Annotated in this window: 17 protein-coding genes; 15 read left to right on the top strand and 2 right to left on the bottom strand. The window is 63.5% G+C overall.

The window, feature by feature from the left end; all coding sequences use genetic code 11:
* Positions 1–87: 87 nt before the first annotated feature.
* Positions 88–3,300, bottom strand: coding sequence for a ribonuclease E (rne, locus tag NJH59_RS24095; RefSeq protein ID WP_253087401.1), 3,213 nt, complete (start codon positions 3,298–3,300; stop codon positions 88–90).
* Positions 3,301–4,043: 743 nt separating this feature from the next.
* On the opposite strand from rne, the gene rluC reads away from it, so the two are divergent.
* Genes rluC through sppA form a run of 3 tightly spaced genes read left to right on the top strand, consistent with a single transcriptional unit; the run spans position 4,044 to position 6,657 of the window.
* Positions 4,044–5,000, top strand: a complete 957-nt coding sequence (gene rluC / locus NJH59_RS24090) for a 23S rRNA pseudouridine(955/2504/2580) synthase RluC (RefSeq protein WP_043862884.1) — start codon at positions 4,044–4,046, stop codon at positions 4,998–5,000.
* Entirely contained in the window at positions 4,990–5,667 is a 678-nt protein-coding gene (locus NJH59_RS24085) for an HAD-IA family hydrolase (protein ID WP_054915813.1), read from the top strand. The genes rluC and NJH59_RS24085 overlap by 11 nt, the downstream gene beginning before the upstream one ends.
* Before the next feature lie 6 nt (positions 5,668–5,673).
* Complete coding sequence (sppA, locus tag NJH59_RS24080; protein WP_058541100.1) at positions 5,674–6,657, top strand: signal peptide peptidase SppA; 984 nt, start codon at positions 5,674–5,676, stop codon at positions 6,655–6,657.
* Between the two features lie 63 nt (positions 6,658–6,720).
* Here the strand turns inward: sppA and NJH59_RS24075 are convergent, their stop codons facing one another.
* Positions 6,721–7,299 carry a nucleoside triphosphate pyrophosphatase gene (locus NJH59_RS24075; RefSeq protein ID WP_043862881.1) on the bottom strand — a complete coding sequence of 193 codons (579 nt, stop codon included), beginning with the start codon at positions 7,297–7,299 and terminating at the stop codon, positions 6,721–6,723.
* Positions 7,300–7,394: 95 nt separating this feature from the next.
* Between NJH59_RS24075 and NJH59_RS24070 the strand changes: the two genes are divergently transcribed.
* The 12 genes from NJH59_RS24070 (at position 7,395) to NJH59_RS24015 (ending at position 17,165) form a co-directional block, all read left to right on the top strand.
* Positions 7,395–7,922: a YceD family protein gene (locus NJH59_RS24070; protein WP_054915811.1), complete on the top strand. Its 528-nt coding sequence runs from the start codon at positions 7,395–7,397 to the stop codon at positions 7,920–7,922.
* Between the two features lie 13 nt (positions 7,923–7,935).
* Positions 7,936–8,118, top strand: coding sequence for a 50S ribosomal protein L32 (rpmF, locus tag NJH59_RS24065; protein ID WP_010223221.1), 183 nt, complete (start codon positions 7,936–7,938; stop codon positions 8,116–8,118).
* A 3-nt stretch (positions 8,119–8,121) separates the two neighbouring features.
* A complete protein-coding gene (gene plsX / locus NJH59_RS24060) occupies positions 8,122–9,129 on the top strand; it encodes a phosphate acyltransferase PlsX (RefSeq protein WP_078479736.1) in 1,008 nt (335 codons plus the stop codon).
* A 126-nt stretch (positions 9,130–9,255) separates the two neighbouring features.
* Positions 9,256–10,194, top strand: coding sequence for an ACP S-malonyltransferase (fabD, locus tag NJH59_RS24055; RefSeq protein ID WP_196932777.1), 939 nt, complete (start codon positions 9,256–9,258; stop codon positions 10,192–10,194).
* Positions 10,195–10,210: 16 nt separating this feature from the next.
* On the top strand, positions 10,211–10,951 hold the full coding sequence (fabG, locus tag NJH59_RS24050) for a 3-oxoacyl-ACP reductase FabG (protein WP_043862877.1): 741 nt from the start codon (positions 10,211–10,213) through the stop codon (positions 10,949–10,951).
* A gap of 195 nt (positions 10,952–11,146) precedes the next feature.
* The gene (gene acpP, locus NJH59_RS24045; RefSeq protein WP_003175607.1) at positions 11,147–11,383 is read left to right on the top strand and encodes an acyl carrier protein; all 237 of its coding nucleotides are present in this window, start codon (positions 11,147–11,149) and stop codon (positions 11,381–11,383) included.
* A gap of 104 nt (positions 11,384–11,487) precedes the next feature.
* Positions 11,488–12,732 (top strand): beta-ketoacyl-ACP synthase II, encoded by a 1,245-nt coding sequence (gene fabF / locus NJH59_RS24040; RefSeq protein WP_043862876.1) that lies wholly within the window; start codon positions 11,488–11,490, stop codon positions 12,730–12,732.
* Positions 12,732–13,547: an aminodeoxychorismate lyase gene (gene pabC, locus NJH59_RS24035; RefSeq protein ID WP_229590047.1), complete on the top strand. Its 816-nt coding sequence runs from the start codon at positions 12,732–12,734 to the stop codon at positions 13,545–13,547. The genes fabF and pabC overlap by 1 nt, the downstream gene beginning before the upstream one ends.
* 3 nt (positions 13,548–13,550) lie before the next feature.
* Entirely contained in the window at positions 13,551–14,702 is a 1,152-nt protein-coding gene (mltG, locus tag NJH59_RS24030) for an endolytic transglycosylase MltG (protein WP_054915808.1), read from the top strand.
* A gap of 19 nt (positions 14,703–14,721) precedes the next feature.
* Positions 14,722–15,354 carry a dTMP kinase gene (tmk, locus tag NJH59_RS24025; RefSeq protein WP_253087400.1) on the top strand — a complete coding sequence of 211 codons (633 nt, stop codon included), beginning with the start codon at positions 14,722–14,724 and terminating at the stop codon, positions 15,352–15,354.
* Positions 15,347–16,333: a DNA polymerase III subunit delta' gene (locus NJH59_RS24020; protein ID WP_058541076.1), complete on the top strand. Its 987-nt coding sequence runs from the start codon at positions 15,347–15,349 to the stop codon at positions 16,331–16,333. The genes tmk and NJH59_RS24020 overlap by 8 nt, the downstream gene beginning before the upstream one ends.
* 43 nt (positions 16,334–16,376) lie before the next feature.
* Entirely contained in the window at positions 16,377–17,165 is a 789-nt protein-coding gene (locus tag NJH59_RS24015) for a TatD family hydrolase (protein WP_054915805.1), read from the top strand.
* Positions 17,166–17,224: the final 59 nt, after the last annotated feature.

The raw sequence follows: 17,224 nt of genomic DNA, 5'->3' as shown, positions 1-17,224 counted from the left end.
AACAAAACGCCCGATGCGGTGCATCGGGCGTTTTGAGGCCTATCGGCCTACCTGAACAGGTGTAAACCTATTTCAGGACTAGACACGTCAAACGAGCGGTTTATGCTCTTCTGCAGCTTCCTGCGACTGCTCGGCAGCAGCGGCGGCCGCTGCGGCTTCAGCTTCGCGCTTGCGGCGACGCACTTCACGCGGGTCGTTCGGTGCACGGCCGTTGGCCAGCGTGACGACCGGTGCCTCAACCTCGGCAGGCTCGGCGATCGGTGCCTGTGCCTCGGCGACCGGTGCTGGCTCAGCGGCAATGACCGGCTCGGCTTCGACTGCAGCCGGCGCTTCAGGCTCGCTCGGCAGGGCGATGACCGGCTCGGCAGCTACAGGTGCCTCGACGGGCGCTTCGACAGCTGGCGCCTGCTCAGGGGCTTGAGCCGGTGCTTCCACCAGGGCCTCTACCTTGGCCTCGGCCTCGATCTGGGCCTCGACTGGTTGCGGAGCAACTTCGACGACAGGCTCGATGCTCGACTCGACTGCCTGCACCGGTGCTTCGAACGGTTGTTCGATCACAGGGGCGATGGCCGCTTGTTCAGCAACAGGTTCTTCGGCAGCGGGCTGTTGAACGGTTTCGTTCGACTCGGTGCTGGTTTCGACAACCACTGGCTCGACGGTGCCGGCCTCGAAAGGCGTTTCGGCCACGACGGCTGGGGTGTCATCGACAGCGGCAGTTGCACGCTCGGCCTGAACGTTGGCCTGGGCCTCGGCGTCGGCACTGATGTTGCTGGTGGCAACGGCGGCAGTCACGGCCAGGCCGGCAGCCAGTTCCACGCCCGAAGGCTGCGCATTGCCTTCGCTGCGTTTTTCCGCAGCAGCAGGTTGTTCGCCAGCTTGTTCGGCGCCTTCTTCGGTGCCGTCTTCGCTGCCTTCGACCACATTGCCGTTGGCATCACGCTGACGCTCACGACGGTTGCTGCGACGACGCTGACCGCGCGAGCGACGACGTGGACGATCGCCTTCGGCGCCTTCCTGGTTGTCATCCTGCAGCAGCTCTTCGTTTGGCAGTTGCTCTTCGGCCGCATCCTCGACCGGCTCGGCCGGGCGTGGCTGACGCTCTTCGCGTGGCGGACGCGGTGCGCGCTCCTCGCGAGGGGCACGTTCTTCACGTGGTGCGCGCTCTTCACGCGGTGCACGCTCTTCACGTGGCTGACGCTCTTCGCGCGGGGCGCGCTCAGGACGTTCTTCGCGAACGGCCGGGGCCGGGGTGGCATCCAGAGGCTCACGCAGTTCGCGTACCGGGCGATCTTCGCGTGGGCGACGGTCTTCGCGTGGGGCACGCGGCTGACGTTCTTCACGCGGGGCGCGTGGTGCGCGTTCTTCGCGGGTCGAGGTCTCTTCACGGGCTTCGCGAGGCTGGCGTTCTTCACGCGGCTCACGTGGCGCGCGCTCGGCACGCTCTTCGCGTGGCTTGCGCTCTTCATCGCGACGACCGTTGCGGTTGCGGCTCTGCTGGCGACCGTTGCGACGCTCCTCGTTGCGCTGAGGACGCTCGGTGGCAGGCTTCTCGGTTACCACCGGTGCGGCGGCCACAGGTTCTTCCTTGCCGGCGAACAGGCTGACCAGCGACTTGACCAGGCCCTTGAACAGGCTTGGCTCTGGCAGGGCGTGTACCGGGGCGGCTGGGGCAGCAGGGGCTTCCGGAGCCGGTACCGGAGCATTGGCGCGGGCCGGTGCAGTCTTGACCGCGGCTTCCTGGCGAACCAGGGTGCGGGTGGCGGCAGCCGGTTGCACTTCTTCGGTTTCGGTCGCAGCGATTTCGTAGCTGGACTGGTTGTTCAGGGCTTCCGGGCTGTCGTCGCGCAGGCGCTGCACTTCGAAATGCGGGGTTTCCAGGTGGTCGTTCGGCAGAATGACGATACGCGCCCGGGTGCGCAGTTCGATCTTGGTGATCGAGTTGCGTTTTTCGTTGAGCAGGAACGCGGCGACCGGGATCGGCACCTGGGCACGCACCTCGGCAGTGCGATCCTTCAGGGCTTCTTCCTCGATCAGGCGCAGGATTGCCAGCGACAGCGACTCGACGTCACGGATGATGCCGGTGCCGCTGCAGCGCGGGCAGACGATGCCGCTGCTTTCGCCCAGGGAAGGGCGCAGGCGCTGGCGGGACATTTCCAGCAGGCCGAAGCGCGAAATGCGGCCGACCTGTACGCGGGCACGGTCGGCTTCCAGGCACTCGCGCACCTTTTCTTCGACGGCGCGCTGGTTCTTGGCCGGGGTCATGTCGATGAAGTCGATGACGATCAGGCCACCGATGTCACGCAGACGCAGTTGGCGGGCGATTTCCTCGGCCGCTTCCAGGTTGGTCTGCAGGGCGGTTTCCTCGATGTCGCTGCCTTTGGTGGCGCGCGCCGAGTTGATGTCGATGGACACCAGGGCTTCAGTCGGGTCGATCACGATCGAGCCGCCCGATGGCAGGTCGACGACGCGCTGGAAGGCGGTCTCGATCTGGCTTTCGATCTGGAAGCGGTTGAACAGCGGCACGCTGTCTTCGTACAGCTTGATCTTGCTGGCGTACTGCGGCATCACCTGGCGGATGAAGGTCAGGGCTTCTTCCTGGGCGTCGACGCTGTCGATCAGCACTTCGCCGATGTCCTGGCGCAGGTAGTCGCGGATGGCGCGGATGATGACGTTGCTTTCCTGGTAGATCAGGAACGGCGCTGCGCGGTCGAGGGACGCTTCCTTGATGGCGGTCCACAGTTGCAGCAGGTAGTCCAGGTCCCACTGCATCTCTTCGCTGCTGCGGCCCAGGCCGGCAGTGCGAACGATCAGGCCCATGTCGGCAGGGGCAACCAGGCCGTTGAGCGCTTCGCGCAGTTCGTTGCGCTCTTCGCCTTCGATGCGACGGGAGATGCCGCCGGCACGCGGGTTGTTAGGCATCAGGACCAGGTAACGACCGGCCAGGCTGATGAAGGTGGTCAGGGCGGCGCCCTTGTTGCCGCGCTCTTCCTTCTCGACCTGGACGATGACTTCCTGGCCTTCGCTCAGCACTTCCTTGATGTTCACCCGGCCTTCGGGCGACTTCTTGAAGTATTCGCGGGAGATTTCCTTGAGGGGCAGAAAGCCGTGGCGCTCGGAGCCGAAATCGACGAAGGCGGCTTCAAGGCTGGGCTCGATGCGGGTGATCTTGCCCTTGTAGATGTTGGCTTTTTTCTGCTCGCGTGCACCGGACTCGATGTCCAGATCGTAGAGGCGCTGGCCGTCTACCAGAGCAACACGCAACTCTTCGGGTTGAGTCGCGTTAATCAGCATTCTTTTCATGTAGTACCGTCGGTTTCCGGGCTGCCGGAAACGGCGTTCGGCACACACGACTTCTCACGGTCGGTGTCAGGGTGCGTCAGGGGTGGCGGACCATCCCGTGTCCAGCGGCTTGCGGTCGGACTGGTCGCCCAGTGCTGCCGAAGTCGCGACGACGCGTCCTGCTAGCTGTGGTGTCAAATGCACTCAGTCAGGAGGAGGAATCAGCCTTCGGCCGTGGACACCCTGGGGCATCTTGATCAAGACCGGGTCCGGTCGCGGGCCAGAGGGCCTGTGGACTGGACGCAGTGCTACACGGTCCGACGGTTGTGCATCTCCACCCTACACGTATCCCTGATAATTCGGGTGCTGCCGCGCGCTGAATCCGCAACGGGTTGCAGTTATCGCCAGCTCCATACGGGAGCCCGCGCTTTCTATGGCTAAGGCTGGTATTTCCGAAGCATTCGCCGTGACTGCGTGAAAGCGACTGCACTGAAGGAGTGGGCATCGAAAAAAACGTGCAGGAGGGTCAAACACCGCTCTTGTTGTTTTTTATCGGTCTTCTCTCATCGGCGCTGGTAGCGATTCCAGGCACTTCTGTAAACTGGCGAAAGCCCCGTCGGACGGCCTCGCGTCCTCGAGAATTGCGTAGGTCAGGGCCGGCTCAAAGCCATTGGTCCGCTGGCCAGCCGCTTTTGGCGGCGTTCGCGACTATAGCAGCAATCATTAAGTGCTTCAAATCCATAAAAAATTGTTATGATTCGCAAATGACGACTACTACCCCTCCGACCTCCGGCGTCCAGCTGATCGAGGTCGCGCCGGAACTTGCCGGCCAACGGATCGACAACTTCCTGATCACTGCACTCAAGGGCGTTCCCAAGACCTTGATTTATCGCATTTTGCGCAAAGGCGAAGTGCGGGTGAACAAGGGACGGATCAAGCCAGAGTACAAATTGCAGGCCGGCGATATCGTGCGCGTGCCGCCCGTTCGTCTGCCTGAGCGTGACGAGCCGGTGCCGCTGGCACAGGGCCTGCTTCAGCGACTCGAAGCGGCCATCGTGTACGAAGACAAGGCCCTGATCGTGCTCAACAAGCCTGCTGGCATCGCCGTGCACGGCGGCAGCGGGCTGAACTACGGTGTGATCGAAGCCTTTCGTCAGTTGCGCCCGGATACCAAGGAGCTGGAGCTGGTGCATCGGCTCGATCGCGATACCTCCGGTCTGCTGATGATCGCCAAGAAGCGCAGCATGTTGCGCCATCTGCATGCCGCGTTGCGCGGTGACGGCGTCGACAAGCGCTACATGGCGCTGGTGCGTGGTCACTGGGCCACGGCCAAGAAGCAGGTCAATGCGCCGCTGCTCAAGAGCAACCTGCGTTCCGGCGAGCGGATGGTGGAAATCAACGACGAAGGCAAGGAGGCGCTCACCCTGTTTCGCGTGCTGCGCCGTTTCGGCGATTTCGCGACCATGGTCGAGGCACGCCCGATTACTGGCCGTACCCACCAGATTCGCGTGCATACCCTGCATGCCGGGCATTGCATCGCCGGCGACAGCAAGTATGGCGACGAGGATTTCACTCGCGAGATCCGCGAGCTGGGCGGCAAGCGCCTGTTCCTGCATGCCTATGCGCTGACCGTGCCGTTGCCCGATGGCGGCGAGCTGAAGCTGGAGGCGCCGGTGGACGACATGTGGGCCAAGACCGTGGAGCGTTTGAGTGCGCCGTGATTACGACCTGCTGATCTTCGATTGGGACGGCACGCTGGCCGATTCGATCGGGCGCATCGTCGAAGCGATGCATCGCTCGGCCGAGCGTGCCGGCTATGCGCTGTGCTCGGACGAGGCGGTCAAGGGCATCATCGGCCTGGCGCTGCCCGAGGCGATCAGCACGCTGTACCCGCATCTGGATCAGCCTGAAGTCATGGCGTTTCGTCAGCATTACGCCGACATCTATATGGCCCTGGATACCCAGCCGTCGCCGTTGTATCCCGGCGTGGTCGAGGCCCTCGAGTCGTTCAGGGCCGATGGCTATCGCCTGGCAGTCGCTACCGGCAAGGCGCGTCGCGGCCTGGACCGGGTGCTGGTGGCCAATGGCTGGGAAACGTTCTTCGACATTACCCGGGCTGCCGACGAAACCATGGGCAAGCCGCACCCGCGCATGCTCGAGGAGATCCTGGCCCATTGCCAGGTGCCGGCGAGCCGTGCGTTGATGGTGGGCGATTCGTCGTTCGACCTGCTGATGGCGCGCAATGCCGGCATGCATTCGGTGGCGGTGGGGCATGGGGCGCTGTCGCTCGAGGCATTGAGCGTTTACGAGCCGCAGTTGTCCATACAGCACTTTTCACAATTGCAGGCGTGGCTAGGCCGAACCGCTGCAATCGAATTTCCAGGGTAGGTGAGCATGACTGACGAGTGGAAGGCGCCTGACGCCGAAAAGAACGAAGAGCGCACCAGCTGGAAGCTGCTCGAGAAGACCTTGCTGGCGGGCGTGCAGGAGCAGCGTCGGGCCCGGCGCTGGGGTATTTTTTTCAAGCTGCTGACGTTCGTGTACCTGTTCGGCATCCTGGCCCTGTTTTCGCCGTTGATGGATATCGACAAGACCGCCGCCCGTGGCGCGAGCCATACGGCGCTGATCGAGGTGCGCGGGATCATTGCGGACAAGGAGCCGGCCAGCGCCGACAACGTGATAGCCAGCCTGCGTGCGGCCTTCGACGACGCCAAGACCAAGGCGGTAGTGCTGCGTATCAACAGCCCGGGCGGCAGCCCGGTGCAGTCTGGCTACATCTATGACGAGATTCGTCGTCTGCAGGCCGCCAAGCCGTCGGTCAAGGTGTACGCGGTCATCAGCGACCTGGGTGCGTCGGGTGCCTACTATATTGCCAGTGCGGCTGACCAGATCTATGCCGACAAGGCCAGCCTGGTGGGCTCGATTGGTGTGACGGCAGCTGGCTACGGCTTTGTCGGCACCATGGAGAAGCTGGGTGTCGAGCGTCGTACCTATACGGCGGGTGAGCACAAGGCCTTCCTTGATCCATTCCAGCCGCAGAAACCGGACGAAACGGCCTTCTGGCAGGGTGTGCTGGACACCACCCACAAGCAGTTCATTGCCAGTGTGAAGCAGGGGCGCGGCGAGCGGCTCAAGGACAAGGAGCATCCCGAGCTGTTCAGCGGGCTGATCTGGTCGGGTGAGCAGGCCGTGCAGCTGGGGCTGGTGGACGCCCTGGGCAATGCCGATTATGTGGCGCGTGAGGTGGTGGGGGAGAAGACCCTGGTTGATTTCACCGTCGAAGAGTCGCCGTTTGATCGCTTCTCCAAGCGCCTGGGTGCCAGCGTCGCCGAGCACCTGGCTATGTGGATGGGCTTTCAGGGGCCGGCACTGCGCTGAGAGTGCTGATTAATGAAAAACCGGCCAGATGGCCGGTTTTTTATTGCTGGTATTGGCTTGCCCTCACGGTATGCTCACCCCTTCCTTGAGCAGCATGTCGACCAGTCGGATCAGCGGCAGTCCCACCAGGCTGGTGGCATCGCAGCCGTGGGTGCTTTGGAACAGGCTCACCCCCAGCCCTTCGCACTTGAAGCTGCCGGCGCAGTCATAGGGTTGCTCAGCGTGCAGGTAGCGTTCGATGCGTGGCAGGTCCAGTTCGCGCATGTGCACGGTAAATGGAACGCAATCGACCTCGCAATGGCCGCTCTGGGTATTGAGCAGCGCCACGCCGGTCAGGAAGGTGACGTGATTGCCGCTCGCAGCCAGCAATTGCTCGCAGGCCTTTTCGAAGGTGTGTGGCTTGCCCAGAATCTGTTCGCCCAGCACGGCAACCTGGTCGGAGCCGATGATAAGATGCCCCGGATGGCTGGCAGCCAATGCCTCGGCCTTGTGCCTGGCCAGGCGCTTGACCAGCTCTGGGGCGGGCTCTTCGCCGATGCGCTGTTCGTCGATATCGGGCGCTGCCCAGGCAAAGGGCAGTTGCAGTCGCGCCAGCAATTCGCGCCGGTAGGGTGAGCTGGAAGCCAGTAACAAGGGCAGCATGATGAACTCCTGAGCAGGTGCGCCGATTCTAACATGTTGAACGGGGCCGAATTTCCTTTGACAGGGGCGGGGGGCATCCCTAGAATGCTGCGCCTATGTTGAATGACCCGATTCCACCTCACGTTGACCCGCGCAAATTGGCCGATCGTGGTGTTTCTCTCGAAGGAACGCTGCTACTCGCCGATTTGGAGAGACTCTGCGACCCGCTTTCCGACGATGTCGGTACGGTGCAGGCTAAATTCGATTTTGAGCGAGACGAACAGAAAACCGTGGTTATCCACAGTGCTCTGACCGTCGAGGTCAAGATGGTTTGCCAGCGTTGTCTTGAGCTGGTCACCCTGCCGATCCACAGCGAATCTACATATGCTGTGGTGAAAGAGGGTGCGAATACCCAGTCGTTACCGAAAGGTTATGACGTGCTGGAACTGGGCGAAGATCCTTTGGATCTGCAAGCATTGGTCGAGGAAGAGCTTCTGCTCGCCTTGCCCATCGTGCCTGCTCATCATCCGGAAGAATGCCAGCAGCCGGCGGGCGCCGATGAGCCCGAACCGAGCAAGGACGAGGTAACGCGGTCCAACCCGTTCAGTGTATTGGCGCAGTTAAAGCGTGACCCAAACGTTTAGGAGTTAATCAATTATGGCTGTTCAGCAGAACAAAAAATCCCGCTCTGCCCGTGACATGCGCCGTTCGCACGACGCTCTCTCGGAAAACGCTCTGTCCGTAGAGAAAACCACTGGTGAAGTGCACCTGCGTCACCACGTATCGCCAGAAGGCGTATACCGTGGTCGCAAAGTGATCGACAAGGGCGCTGACGAGTAATCCTTGTCCGCTCAGATCGCGATTGACGCAATGGGCGGGGACTTCGGTCCCCGCAGCATTGTTCAGGCCAGCATTGCTTGCCTGTCGGCTACTCCCTCGCTGCACCTGACCCTCGTCGGTCAACCCTCCCTCCTTGAAGATCTGATCGCTGGCCAGTCGGCAGCGGATCGCGCGCGCCTGCATATTGTGCCGGCCAGCGAAGTGATCGGCATGGACGAGCGGCCGTCCCAGGCGCTGCGTGGCAAGCCCGACTCGTCGATGCGCGTGGCCCTCGAACTATTGCGTGATGGCAAGGTGCAGGCCTGCGTGAGCGCCGGCAACACCGGCGCGCTGATGGCGTTGTCGCGCTATGTGCTCAAGACCCTGCCCGGCATCGATCGGCCTGCGATGGTGGCGGCCATACCGACCCAGACTGGCTATTGCCAGCTGCTTGACCTGGGGGCCAACGTCGACTGCAGCGCCGAGCACCTGTTCCAGTTCGCCGTGATGGGCTCGGTGGCGGCGCAAGCGCTGGGCATTTCCCGGCCGCGTGTGGCGCTGCTCAACATCGGTACCGAAGACATCAAGGGCAACCAGCAGGTCAAGCTGGCTGCGACGCTGCTGCAAAATGCCCGCGGCCTCAACTACATCGGCTTTGTCGAGGGCGATGGCCTGTACCGTGGCGAAGCGGATGTGGTGGTGTGCGACGGCTTTGTCGGCAATATCCTGCTCAAGTCCAGCGAAGGCTTGGCCACCATGATCGGTGGGCGCATCGAGGCGCTGTTCAAGCGTGGCCTGATGGCGCGGGCAGTGGGGGCCCTGGCGATGCCGCTGCTCAGTCGCCTGAAGGCCGACCTTGCGCCGGCGCGCCACAATGGCGCGAGTTTTCTCGGCCTGCAGGGCATCGTCATCAAAAGTCATGGCTCGGCGGGTGTGCAGGGTTTCCAGAGCGCGATACAGCGGGCGCTGATCGAGATCCAGGAGAACCTGCCGCAGCGCTTGCACGGCCGTCTGGAGGATCTGCTGCCTTAGGCATCGGCACAACGACGTGCATAAATGTGACCGCTTGGTTCTCGTTACCATCCAATTGTCAGTTTTCTCGCGCTCAGCCCCGGCTGGGCGCTATTTTCGACGACAAGATCATTAGGGGCTTGTTCAATGTCTGCATCCCTCGCATTCGTCTTTCCTGGCCAAGGTTCGCAGTCGCTCGGCATGCTTGCCGAGCTGGGCGCCCAGTACCCGCTGGTCATCGATACCTTCCGTGAGGCCTCCGAGGCTCTCGGTTACGACCTGTGGGCACTGACCCAGCAGGGCCCGGAAGAACAACTCAACCAGACGGACAAAACCCAGCCGGCCATCCTGACCGCCTCGATCGCCCTGTGGCGCCTGTGGCTGGCCGAAGGTGGCGCGCGCCCTGCATTCGTTTCCGGGCACAGCCTGGGTGAATACAGTGCGCTGGTGGCTGCCGGCAGCCTGAGCCTGGGTGACGCGGTCAAGCTGGTCAAGCGTCGCGGCGAGCTCATGCAGGAGGCCGTGCCGGCCGGGCAGGGCGCCATGGCTGCGATTCTGGGCCTGGATGACGCCGTGGTCGTGGACCTGTGTGCTCAGGCCGCGCAGGGTGAGGTGGTCAGTGCGGTCAACTTCAACTCCCCGGGCCAGGTTGTCATTGCCGGTGCCAAGGCTGCTGTAGAGCGCGCCATGGAAGCCTGCAAGGCCGCCGGCGCCAAACGCGCGCTGCCGCTGCCGGTCAGCGTGCCGTCGCACTGCGAGCTGATGCGCCCGGCCGCCGAGCGGTTTGCCGAATCGGTGAATGCCATCCACTGGCAGGCCCCGCAGATCCCGCTGGTGCAGAACGTCAGTGCGGGCGTGGCTGGCGATCTCGAAACCCTCAAAAGCGACCTGCTGGAGCAGCTGTACAAGCCGGTACGCTGGGTCGAATGCGTGCAGACCCTGGCTGCCAATGGCGCGGTGCAACTGGTCGAGTGCGGCCCCGGCAAGGTGCTGGCCGGCTTGAACAAGCGCTGCGCCGACGGCGTGAACACCTTCAACCTCAATACCCCGGATGCTTTCGCCGCCACCCGTGCGGCGCTGGCCTGATTTAGGAGAAACTTGCATGAGCCTGCAAGGTAAAGTTGCACTGGTCACCGGCGCCAGCCGTGGCATTGGCCAGGCGATCGCCCTGGAACTGGGGCGTCTGGGCGCCACCGTCATCGGTACCGCCACGTCCGCCTCCGGCGCCGAGCGTATTGCCGCGACCCTCAAGGAGCATGGCATCGCCGGTACCGGGCTGGAGCTGAACGTGACCAGCGACGAGTCGGTCACCGCCACCCTCGCTTCTATCCAGGTGCAGTTCGGTGCGCCGACCATCCTGGTCAACAACGCCGGCATCACCCGCGACAACCTGATGCTTCGCATGAAAGACGACGAGTGGTTCGACGTCATCGATACCAACCTCAACAGCCTCTACCGTCTGTCCAAGGGCGTGCTGCGCGGCATGACCAAGGCGCGCTGGGGTCGTATCATCAGCATCGGTTCGGTCGTTGGGGCCATGGGTAACGTCGGCCAGGTCAACTACGCCGCCGCCAAGGCCGGCCTGGAAGGCTTCAGCCGCGCCCTGGCGCGTGAAGTCGGCTCCCGTGCGATCACCGTGAACTCGGTAGCGCCGGGTTTCATCGATACCGACATGACCCGCGAACTGCCAGAGGCACAGCGTGAAGCGCTGCAAAACCAGATTCCGCTGGGTCGTCTGGGCCAGGTCGACGAAATCGCGAAAGTGGTTGCGTTCCTGGCCTCTGACGGCGCAGCTTACGTGACCGGTGCGACTGTCCCGGTCAACGGCGGGATGTACATGTAGTTAAATGTGACGGATTGCTTCAAAAAAATGTCATACGAGCTGTCTAAAATCCGTTATAAAGCTGCAACCAAATTCTAGGCGGCAGGTGGGTGTGAAGTTCGAGGGATGCATTACGCTTGAAAAGCGGGCGTCTTTCTATAAACTTACACACCGGCCAGCTGCCTGACATATATCCATTAGGAGTGAAAACTAGGTATGAGCACCATCGAAGAACGCGTCAAGAAAATCGTCGCCGAGCAACTGGGCGTTAAAGAAGAAGAAGTGGTCAACACCGCTTCCTTCGTAGAAGATCTGGGTGCCGATTCCCTTGACACCGTTGAGCTGGTGATGGCTCTGGAAGAGGAATTCGAGACCGAAATCCCTGACGAAGAAGCCGAGAAGATCACTACTGTTCAAGCAGCCATCGACTACGTCACCAGCCACCAGGCTTAAGACTTTGTAGTCGTCGCTTCTTGTCATGGAAAAACCGCACTGCCGTTACTGGCGTGCGGTTTTTTCTTTGCATGAGATGTAGACCATAGAATAAGGAGAGTGCTGTGTCGCGTAGACGCGTCGTGGTCACCGGTATGGGTATGCTGTCGCCACTGGGCACGGATGTGCCAAGCAGTTGGCAAGGCATTCTGGCTGGCCGCAGTGGCATAGGTCTGATCGAGCATACTGACCTGTCTGCCTACTCCACCCGTTTTGGCGGCTCGGTAAAGGGCTTTGAAGTCGAGCAGTACCTGTCGGTCAAGGAAGCCCGCAAGCTCGATCTGTTCATTCAATACGGCCTGGCGGCCGGGTTCCAGGCGGTGCGCAATGCCGGGCTGGAAGTCACCGATGCCAACCGTGAGCGTATCGGCGTGGCCATGGGTTCGGGCATCGGCGGCCTGACCAATATCGAAGAAACCAGCCGGACCTTGCACGAGCAAGGCCCGCGGCGCATTTCGCCGTTCTTCGTGCCAGGCTCGATCATCAACATGATTTCCGGTTTCCTGTCGATCCACCTGGGTGTACAGGGGCCCAACTACGCCATTGCCACTGCCTGCACCACGGGCACGCACTGCATCGGCATGGCGGCGCGCAATATCGCCTACGGCGAAGCCGACGTGATGATCGCCGGTGGCGCAGAGATGGCGGCCTGTGGCCTGGGTATGGGCGGTTTTGGCGCTTCGCGTGCGCTGTCGACGCGCAACGACGAGCCAACCCGTGCCAGCCGGCCGTGGGACAAGGGCCGTGACGGTTTCGTGCTGTCCGACGGTGCCGGTGCGCTGGTGCTCGAAGAGCTCGAGCACGCCAAGGCGCGGGGCGCGACCATCTATGCCGAACTGGTTGGTTTTGGCATGAGCGGCGACGCCTACCACATGACCTCGCCGCCCGACAACGGCGCCGGTGCGGCCCGTTGCATGGCCAACGCCTTGCGCGATGCGGGCGTGAACCCCAGCGAAGTCGGCTACATCAACGCCCACGGTACCTCGACGCCTGCCGGCGACCTGGCCGAAGTGGCAGCGATCAAGTCGGTGTTTGGCGAGCACGCCTACAAGCTGGCCGTGAGCTCGACCAAGTCGATGACCGGTCACCTGCTGGGGGCTGCCGGCGCGGTAGAGGCGATTTTCAGCGTGCTGTCCATCAATGGGCAAGTGGCGCCGCCGACCATCAACCTCGATGAGCCGGATGAAGGCTGCGACCTGGACTTCGTGCCGCACCAGCCGCGCAACATGCCGATCGAGGTCGTGCTGTCGAACTCCTTCGGTTTTGGCGGTACCAATGGCTCGCTGGTGTTCCGCCGGTTCGCCGAGTGATGCACAGCTGGGTCGATGGCCTGCCGGCTGACGCCCTGACGTTGAGCAGCCGCGGGCTGGCCTATGGCGATGGTCTGTTCGAGACCATCGCCGTGCGGGCCGGGCAGCCCTCGCTGCTGGCATATCACCTCGACCGCCTGGCGCTGGGTTGCCAGCGCCTGGCGATCGACGCCGATCACCTACTCATCCGCGACGAGGTATGCCGTTATGCCGGCTTGCTGGGTGATGGCGTGCTCAAGCTCATTCTCACCCGTGGCGACAGTCAGCGCGGCTATGCCCCGGCTGCCGGTGCACCGCCGCGTCGCATTCTTCAGGCCAGCCCCGCCGCCAGCTACCCGCCGCAGAACGCCGAGCAGGGGATAAGGCTGTTTGCCTGCCAGACCCGCCTGGCCGAGCAACCCTTGCTTGCCGGGCTCAAGCACCTCAATCGCCTGGAGCAGGTACTGGCACGGGCCGAGTGGCAGGGCGCCGAGTACGCTGAAGGTTTGATGCGTGATGTTTCCGGGCGTGTGATCGAAGGTGTCTACAGCAACCTGTTCGTGGTGCGCGATGGCGTGCTTTACACCGCCGACCTGGCGCGTTGCGGCGTGGCTGGGGTAATGCGCGCTGCCTTGCTGGACGAGGCGCCGCGCCACGGTATCACGGCCCGTGTGGTCGACCTGGCGCTGGCCGATCTCGAGCAGGCCGACGAAGTGTTGCTGTGCAACAGCGTGTATGGCGTATGGCCGGTGCGTGCATTTGCATCGCTGAACTGGTCGCCGGGGCCGCTCACCCGTAAACTGCAGGCCATTGCCCGTACGCTACTGGATGCTTGATTCGTGAGACGTAAATTGTTGGTGCTGCTGGAGACCGGGTTGATCCTGGCCGGCCTGCTATTGGGCTTCTCGGCCTGGAAGGTGCACTCGGCGCTGGAGCAGCCGCTGCACCTGACCGGCGAGCGGTTGCTCGATGTTCCTACCGGCACCACGCCCAACCGCATGTTCTATCGCATGCAGCAGGACGGCGTGATTCGCGACGCCTTCTGGCTGCGCCTTTACTGGCGCTTCAACATGCCGAGCGTGGCTTTGCATACCGGCGAGTACCGCATGACCCCCGGCATGAACGTGCGCGACCTGTTCGAGGCGTGGCGGCGTGGTGACGTGGTGCAGTACAGCCTGACCCTGGTCGAGGGCTGGAATTTCCGCCAGGTGCGCTCGGCACTGGCCAGACATGAAAAGATCCGCCAGACCCTGGATGGCCTGAGCGACAGCGAGGTCATGGACAAGCTCGGGCACCCGGGCGTGTTCCCCGAGGGGCGCTTCTTCCCTGATACCTATCGGTTCGTGCGCGGCATGAGCGATGTCGAGTTCCTGCAGCAGGCGTACGCGCGCCTGGAGGAGGTGCTGGCCAAGGAGTGGAACGAGCGCTCCCCGGCTGCGCCCTATCGCGACCCTTACCAGGCGCTGATCATGGCCTCGCTGGTCGAGAAGGAAACCGGCGTGCCACAGGAGCGTGGTCAGATCGCCGGCGTCTTCGTGCGTCGCCTGCAGATCGGCATGCTGCTGCAGACCGACCCTACCGTGATCTATGGCATGGGCGAACGCTACAACGGCAAGATCACCCGCGCCGACCTGCGTGAGCCCACGCCCTACAACACCTACGTGATCGCCGGCCTGCCGCCCACGCCGATTGCCATGGTCGGGCGTGAAGCCATTCACGCGGCCTTGAACCCGGAGCCGGGCAGCAGCCTGTACTTCGTCGCCCGGGGCGATGGCAGCCATGTGTTCTCCGACGACCTGGGGGCGCACAATTCTGCCGTGCGCGAGTACCAGATCAAGCGGCGTGCCGACTACCGTTCAAGCCCGGCGCCAAGCGCCGGCGACACCCCGAACGAGGTTCCTGCGTCCGAGGCGCCCCAGGCTGCACCGCAGCCTGCCGAGCCCTCGGTGCAGCCGGATGTTCCCCCGGCCAGCGAACCTACCCCGCAATGACCCTGATTAAGGACTGCCTGTGAGCGGCTTGTTTATCACCCTGGAAGGTCCCGAAGGCGCGGGCAAGAGCACCAATCGCGAGTACCTGGCCGAGCACCTGCGCGCCCACGGGCTGGATGTGGTGCTGACCCGCGAGCCGGGCGGCACCCCGCTGGCCGAGCGCATCCGCGAACTGTTGCTGGCCCCCAGCGATGAGACGATGGATGCCGACACCGAGCTGTTGCTGGTGTTCGCCGCGCGCGCCCAGCACCTGGCCCAGGTGATCCGCCCGGCGCTTGCGCGGGGCGCCATCGTCCTGTGCGACCGTTTTACCGATGCCACCTATGCCTACCAGGGCGGTGGCCGCGGGCTGTCGGTCGGGCGCATTGCCACCCTTGAAACCTTCGTCCAGGGCGACCTGCGCCCCGACCTGACCCTGGTGTTCGACCTGCCGGTGGAGGTCGGCCTTTCGCGCGCAGCGGCGCGCGGGCGGCTGGATCGCTTCGAGCAGGAAGGCCAGGCGTTTTTCCAGGCCGTTCGCCAGGCCTACCTGGCCCGCGCAGCCGCCGACCCGGCGCGCTATCACCTGGTCGATGCCGCGCAACCGCTGGCCCGGGTTCAACTCGCCCTGGATGCGTTGCTGCCGCAGATCCTGGAGCATTGCCGTGGCTGAGGCCTACCCGTGGCAGGCGACGCTCTGGCAGCAACTGGCCGGGCGCACACAGCATGCCCATGCGTACCTGTTGCACGGCCCGCAAGGCATCGGCAAGCGGGCGCTGGCCGAGCGCCTGATGGCGTTTCTGCTGTGCCGCCAGCCCGAGGGGCTTGAGGCGTGCGGGCACTGCAAGTCGTGCCAGTTACTGAAGGCGGGCAGTCACCCGGACAACTACATCCTGGAGCCTGAAGAGGCCGACAAGCCGATCAAGGTCGACCAGGTGCGCGACCTGGTCAGCTTCGTGGTGCAGACCGCGCAGATGGGTGGACGCAAGGTGATTCTCATCGAGCCGGTCGAGGCAATGAACATCAACGCTGCCAACGCCTTGCTCAAGAGCCTCGAAGAGCCTTCGGGCGATACCGTGCTGTTGCTGGTCAGTCACCAGCCCAGCCGGTTGCTGCCGACCATCAGGAGCCGTTGCCAGCAACAGGCCTGCCCGTTGCCAAGTCAGGCGCAGAGCGAGGCGTGGCTGGCAGCCGCGTTACCCGACAGTGACGAGGCCGAGCGCCACGAACTGCTGAGCCTTGCAGCAGGTTCGCCACTGCTGGCTGTCAGCCTGCAGGCCCAGGGTGTGCGCGAGCAGCGCGCGCAGGTGGTCGAGGGGGTCAAGAAGCTGCTCAAGCAGCAGCAGTCCGCGACCCAGTTGGCCGAAGGCTGGAACAGCATCCCGCTATTGTTGCTGTTCGACTGGTTCTGCGACTGGTCCAACCTGATCCTGCGCTATCAGCTGACCCAGGACGAAGAGGGCCTGGGGCTGGCCGACATGCGCAAGGTCGTGCAGTACCTTGCCCAGAAAAGCCCGCAGGGCAAGGTGCTGGATATCCAGGACTGGATTCTTGTGCAGCGCCAGAAGGTGCTGAACAAGGCCAACCTCAACCGCGTGCTGTTGCTCGAAGCGTTGCTGGCCTCCTGGGCCCTGTTGCCGGGCCAGCGTTGAGCTGGCCTTTCGATCCTCCATTTTCAGTGTTGTCATTACGCCCATGCTTGTAGATTCCCATTGCCACCTCGACCGTCTCGACCTCGCCGCCCATGGTGGCTCCCTGGATGCCGCACTGGATGCCGCGCGGGCACGGGGCGTCGGGCATTTCCTGTGCATCGGCGTAAGTGCCGACAATGCGGCCCAGGTCAGGGCGCTGGCAGCGCGCTACCCTGATGTGGACTGCTCGGTCGGCATCCACCCGCTGGACCTGGCGCCAGGCGAAGCGCCGGCGCTGGACTGGCTGCTCGGCGAACTGAACCACCCCGAGGTGGTGGCCATTGGTGAGACCGGGCTGGACTATCACTACGAGCCCGAGGCTGCACAGTTGCAACAGGCGTCGTTTCGCCTGCACCTGGAGGCGGCCAGGCTCACCGGCAAGCCGGTGGTCATCCACACCCGTGCGGCGCGCGCCGATACCCTGACCCTGCTGCGCGAGGCGGCATTGCCGCAGGCAGGCGTGCTGCACTGCTTCACCGAAGACTGGGAGATGGCCAAGGCAGCGCTGGACCTGGGGTATTACATTTCGTTGTCGGGGATTGTCACGTTCCGCAATGCCGACGCGTTGCGTGATGTGGCGCGGCAGGTGCCGGCAGATCGTTTGCTGGTAGAGACCGACTCACCGTACCTGGCGCCGATTCCGCACCGCGGCAAGCCGAACTTGCCGGAGTATGTGCGTGACGTGGCGGAGTTCATCGCGTTGGTGCGGGGGGAGCGTTACGAGCAACTGGCGCAACAGACCACCGAGAACTTCAGGCGTCTGTTCCCCCTGGCGCGGGTGCGGGTGGCCTGACCCCGCTGCGCGGTCGCCGTGGCGGTCGCGCGGGCAAAAAAAACCCGGGTTCTGGGGGG

Source organism: Pseudomonas sp. VE 267-6A (assembly GCF_024126555.1).
Taxonomy (GTDB): Bacteria; Pseudomonadota; Gammaproteobacteria; order Pseudomonadales; family Pseudomonadaceae; genus Aquipseudomonas; species Aquipseudomonas palmensis.
This window is presented reverse-complemented; position numbering and strand designations above follow the sequence as displayed.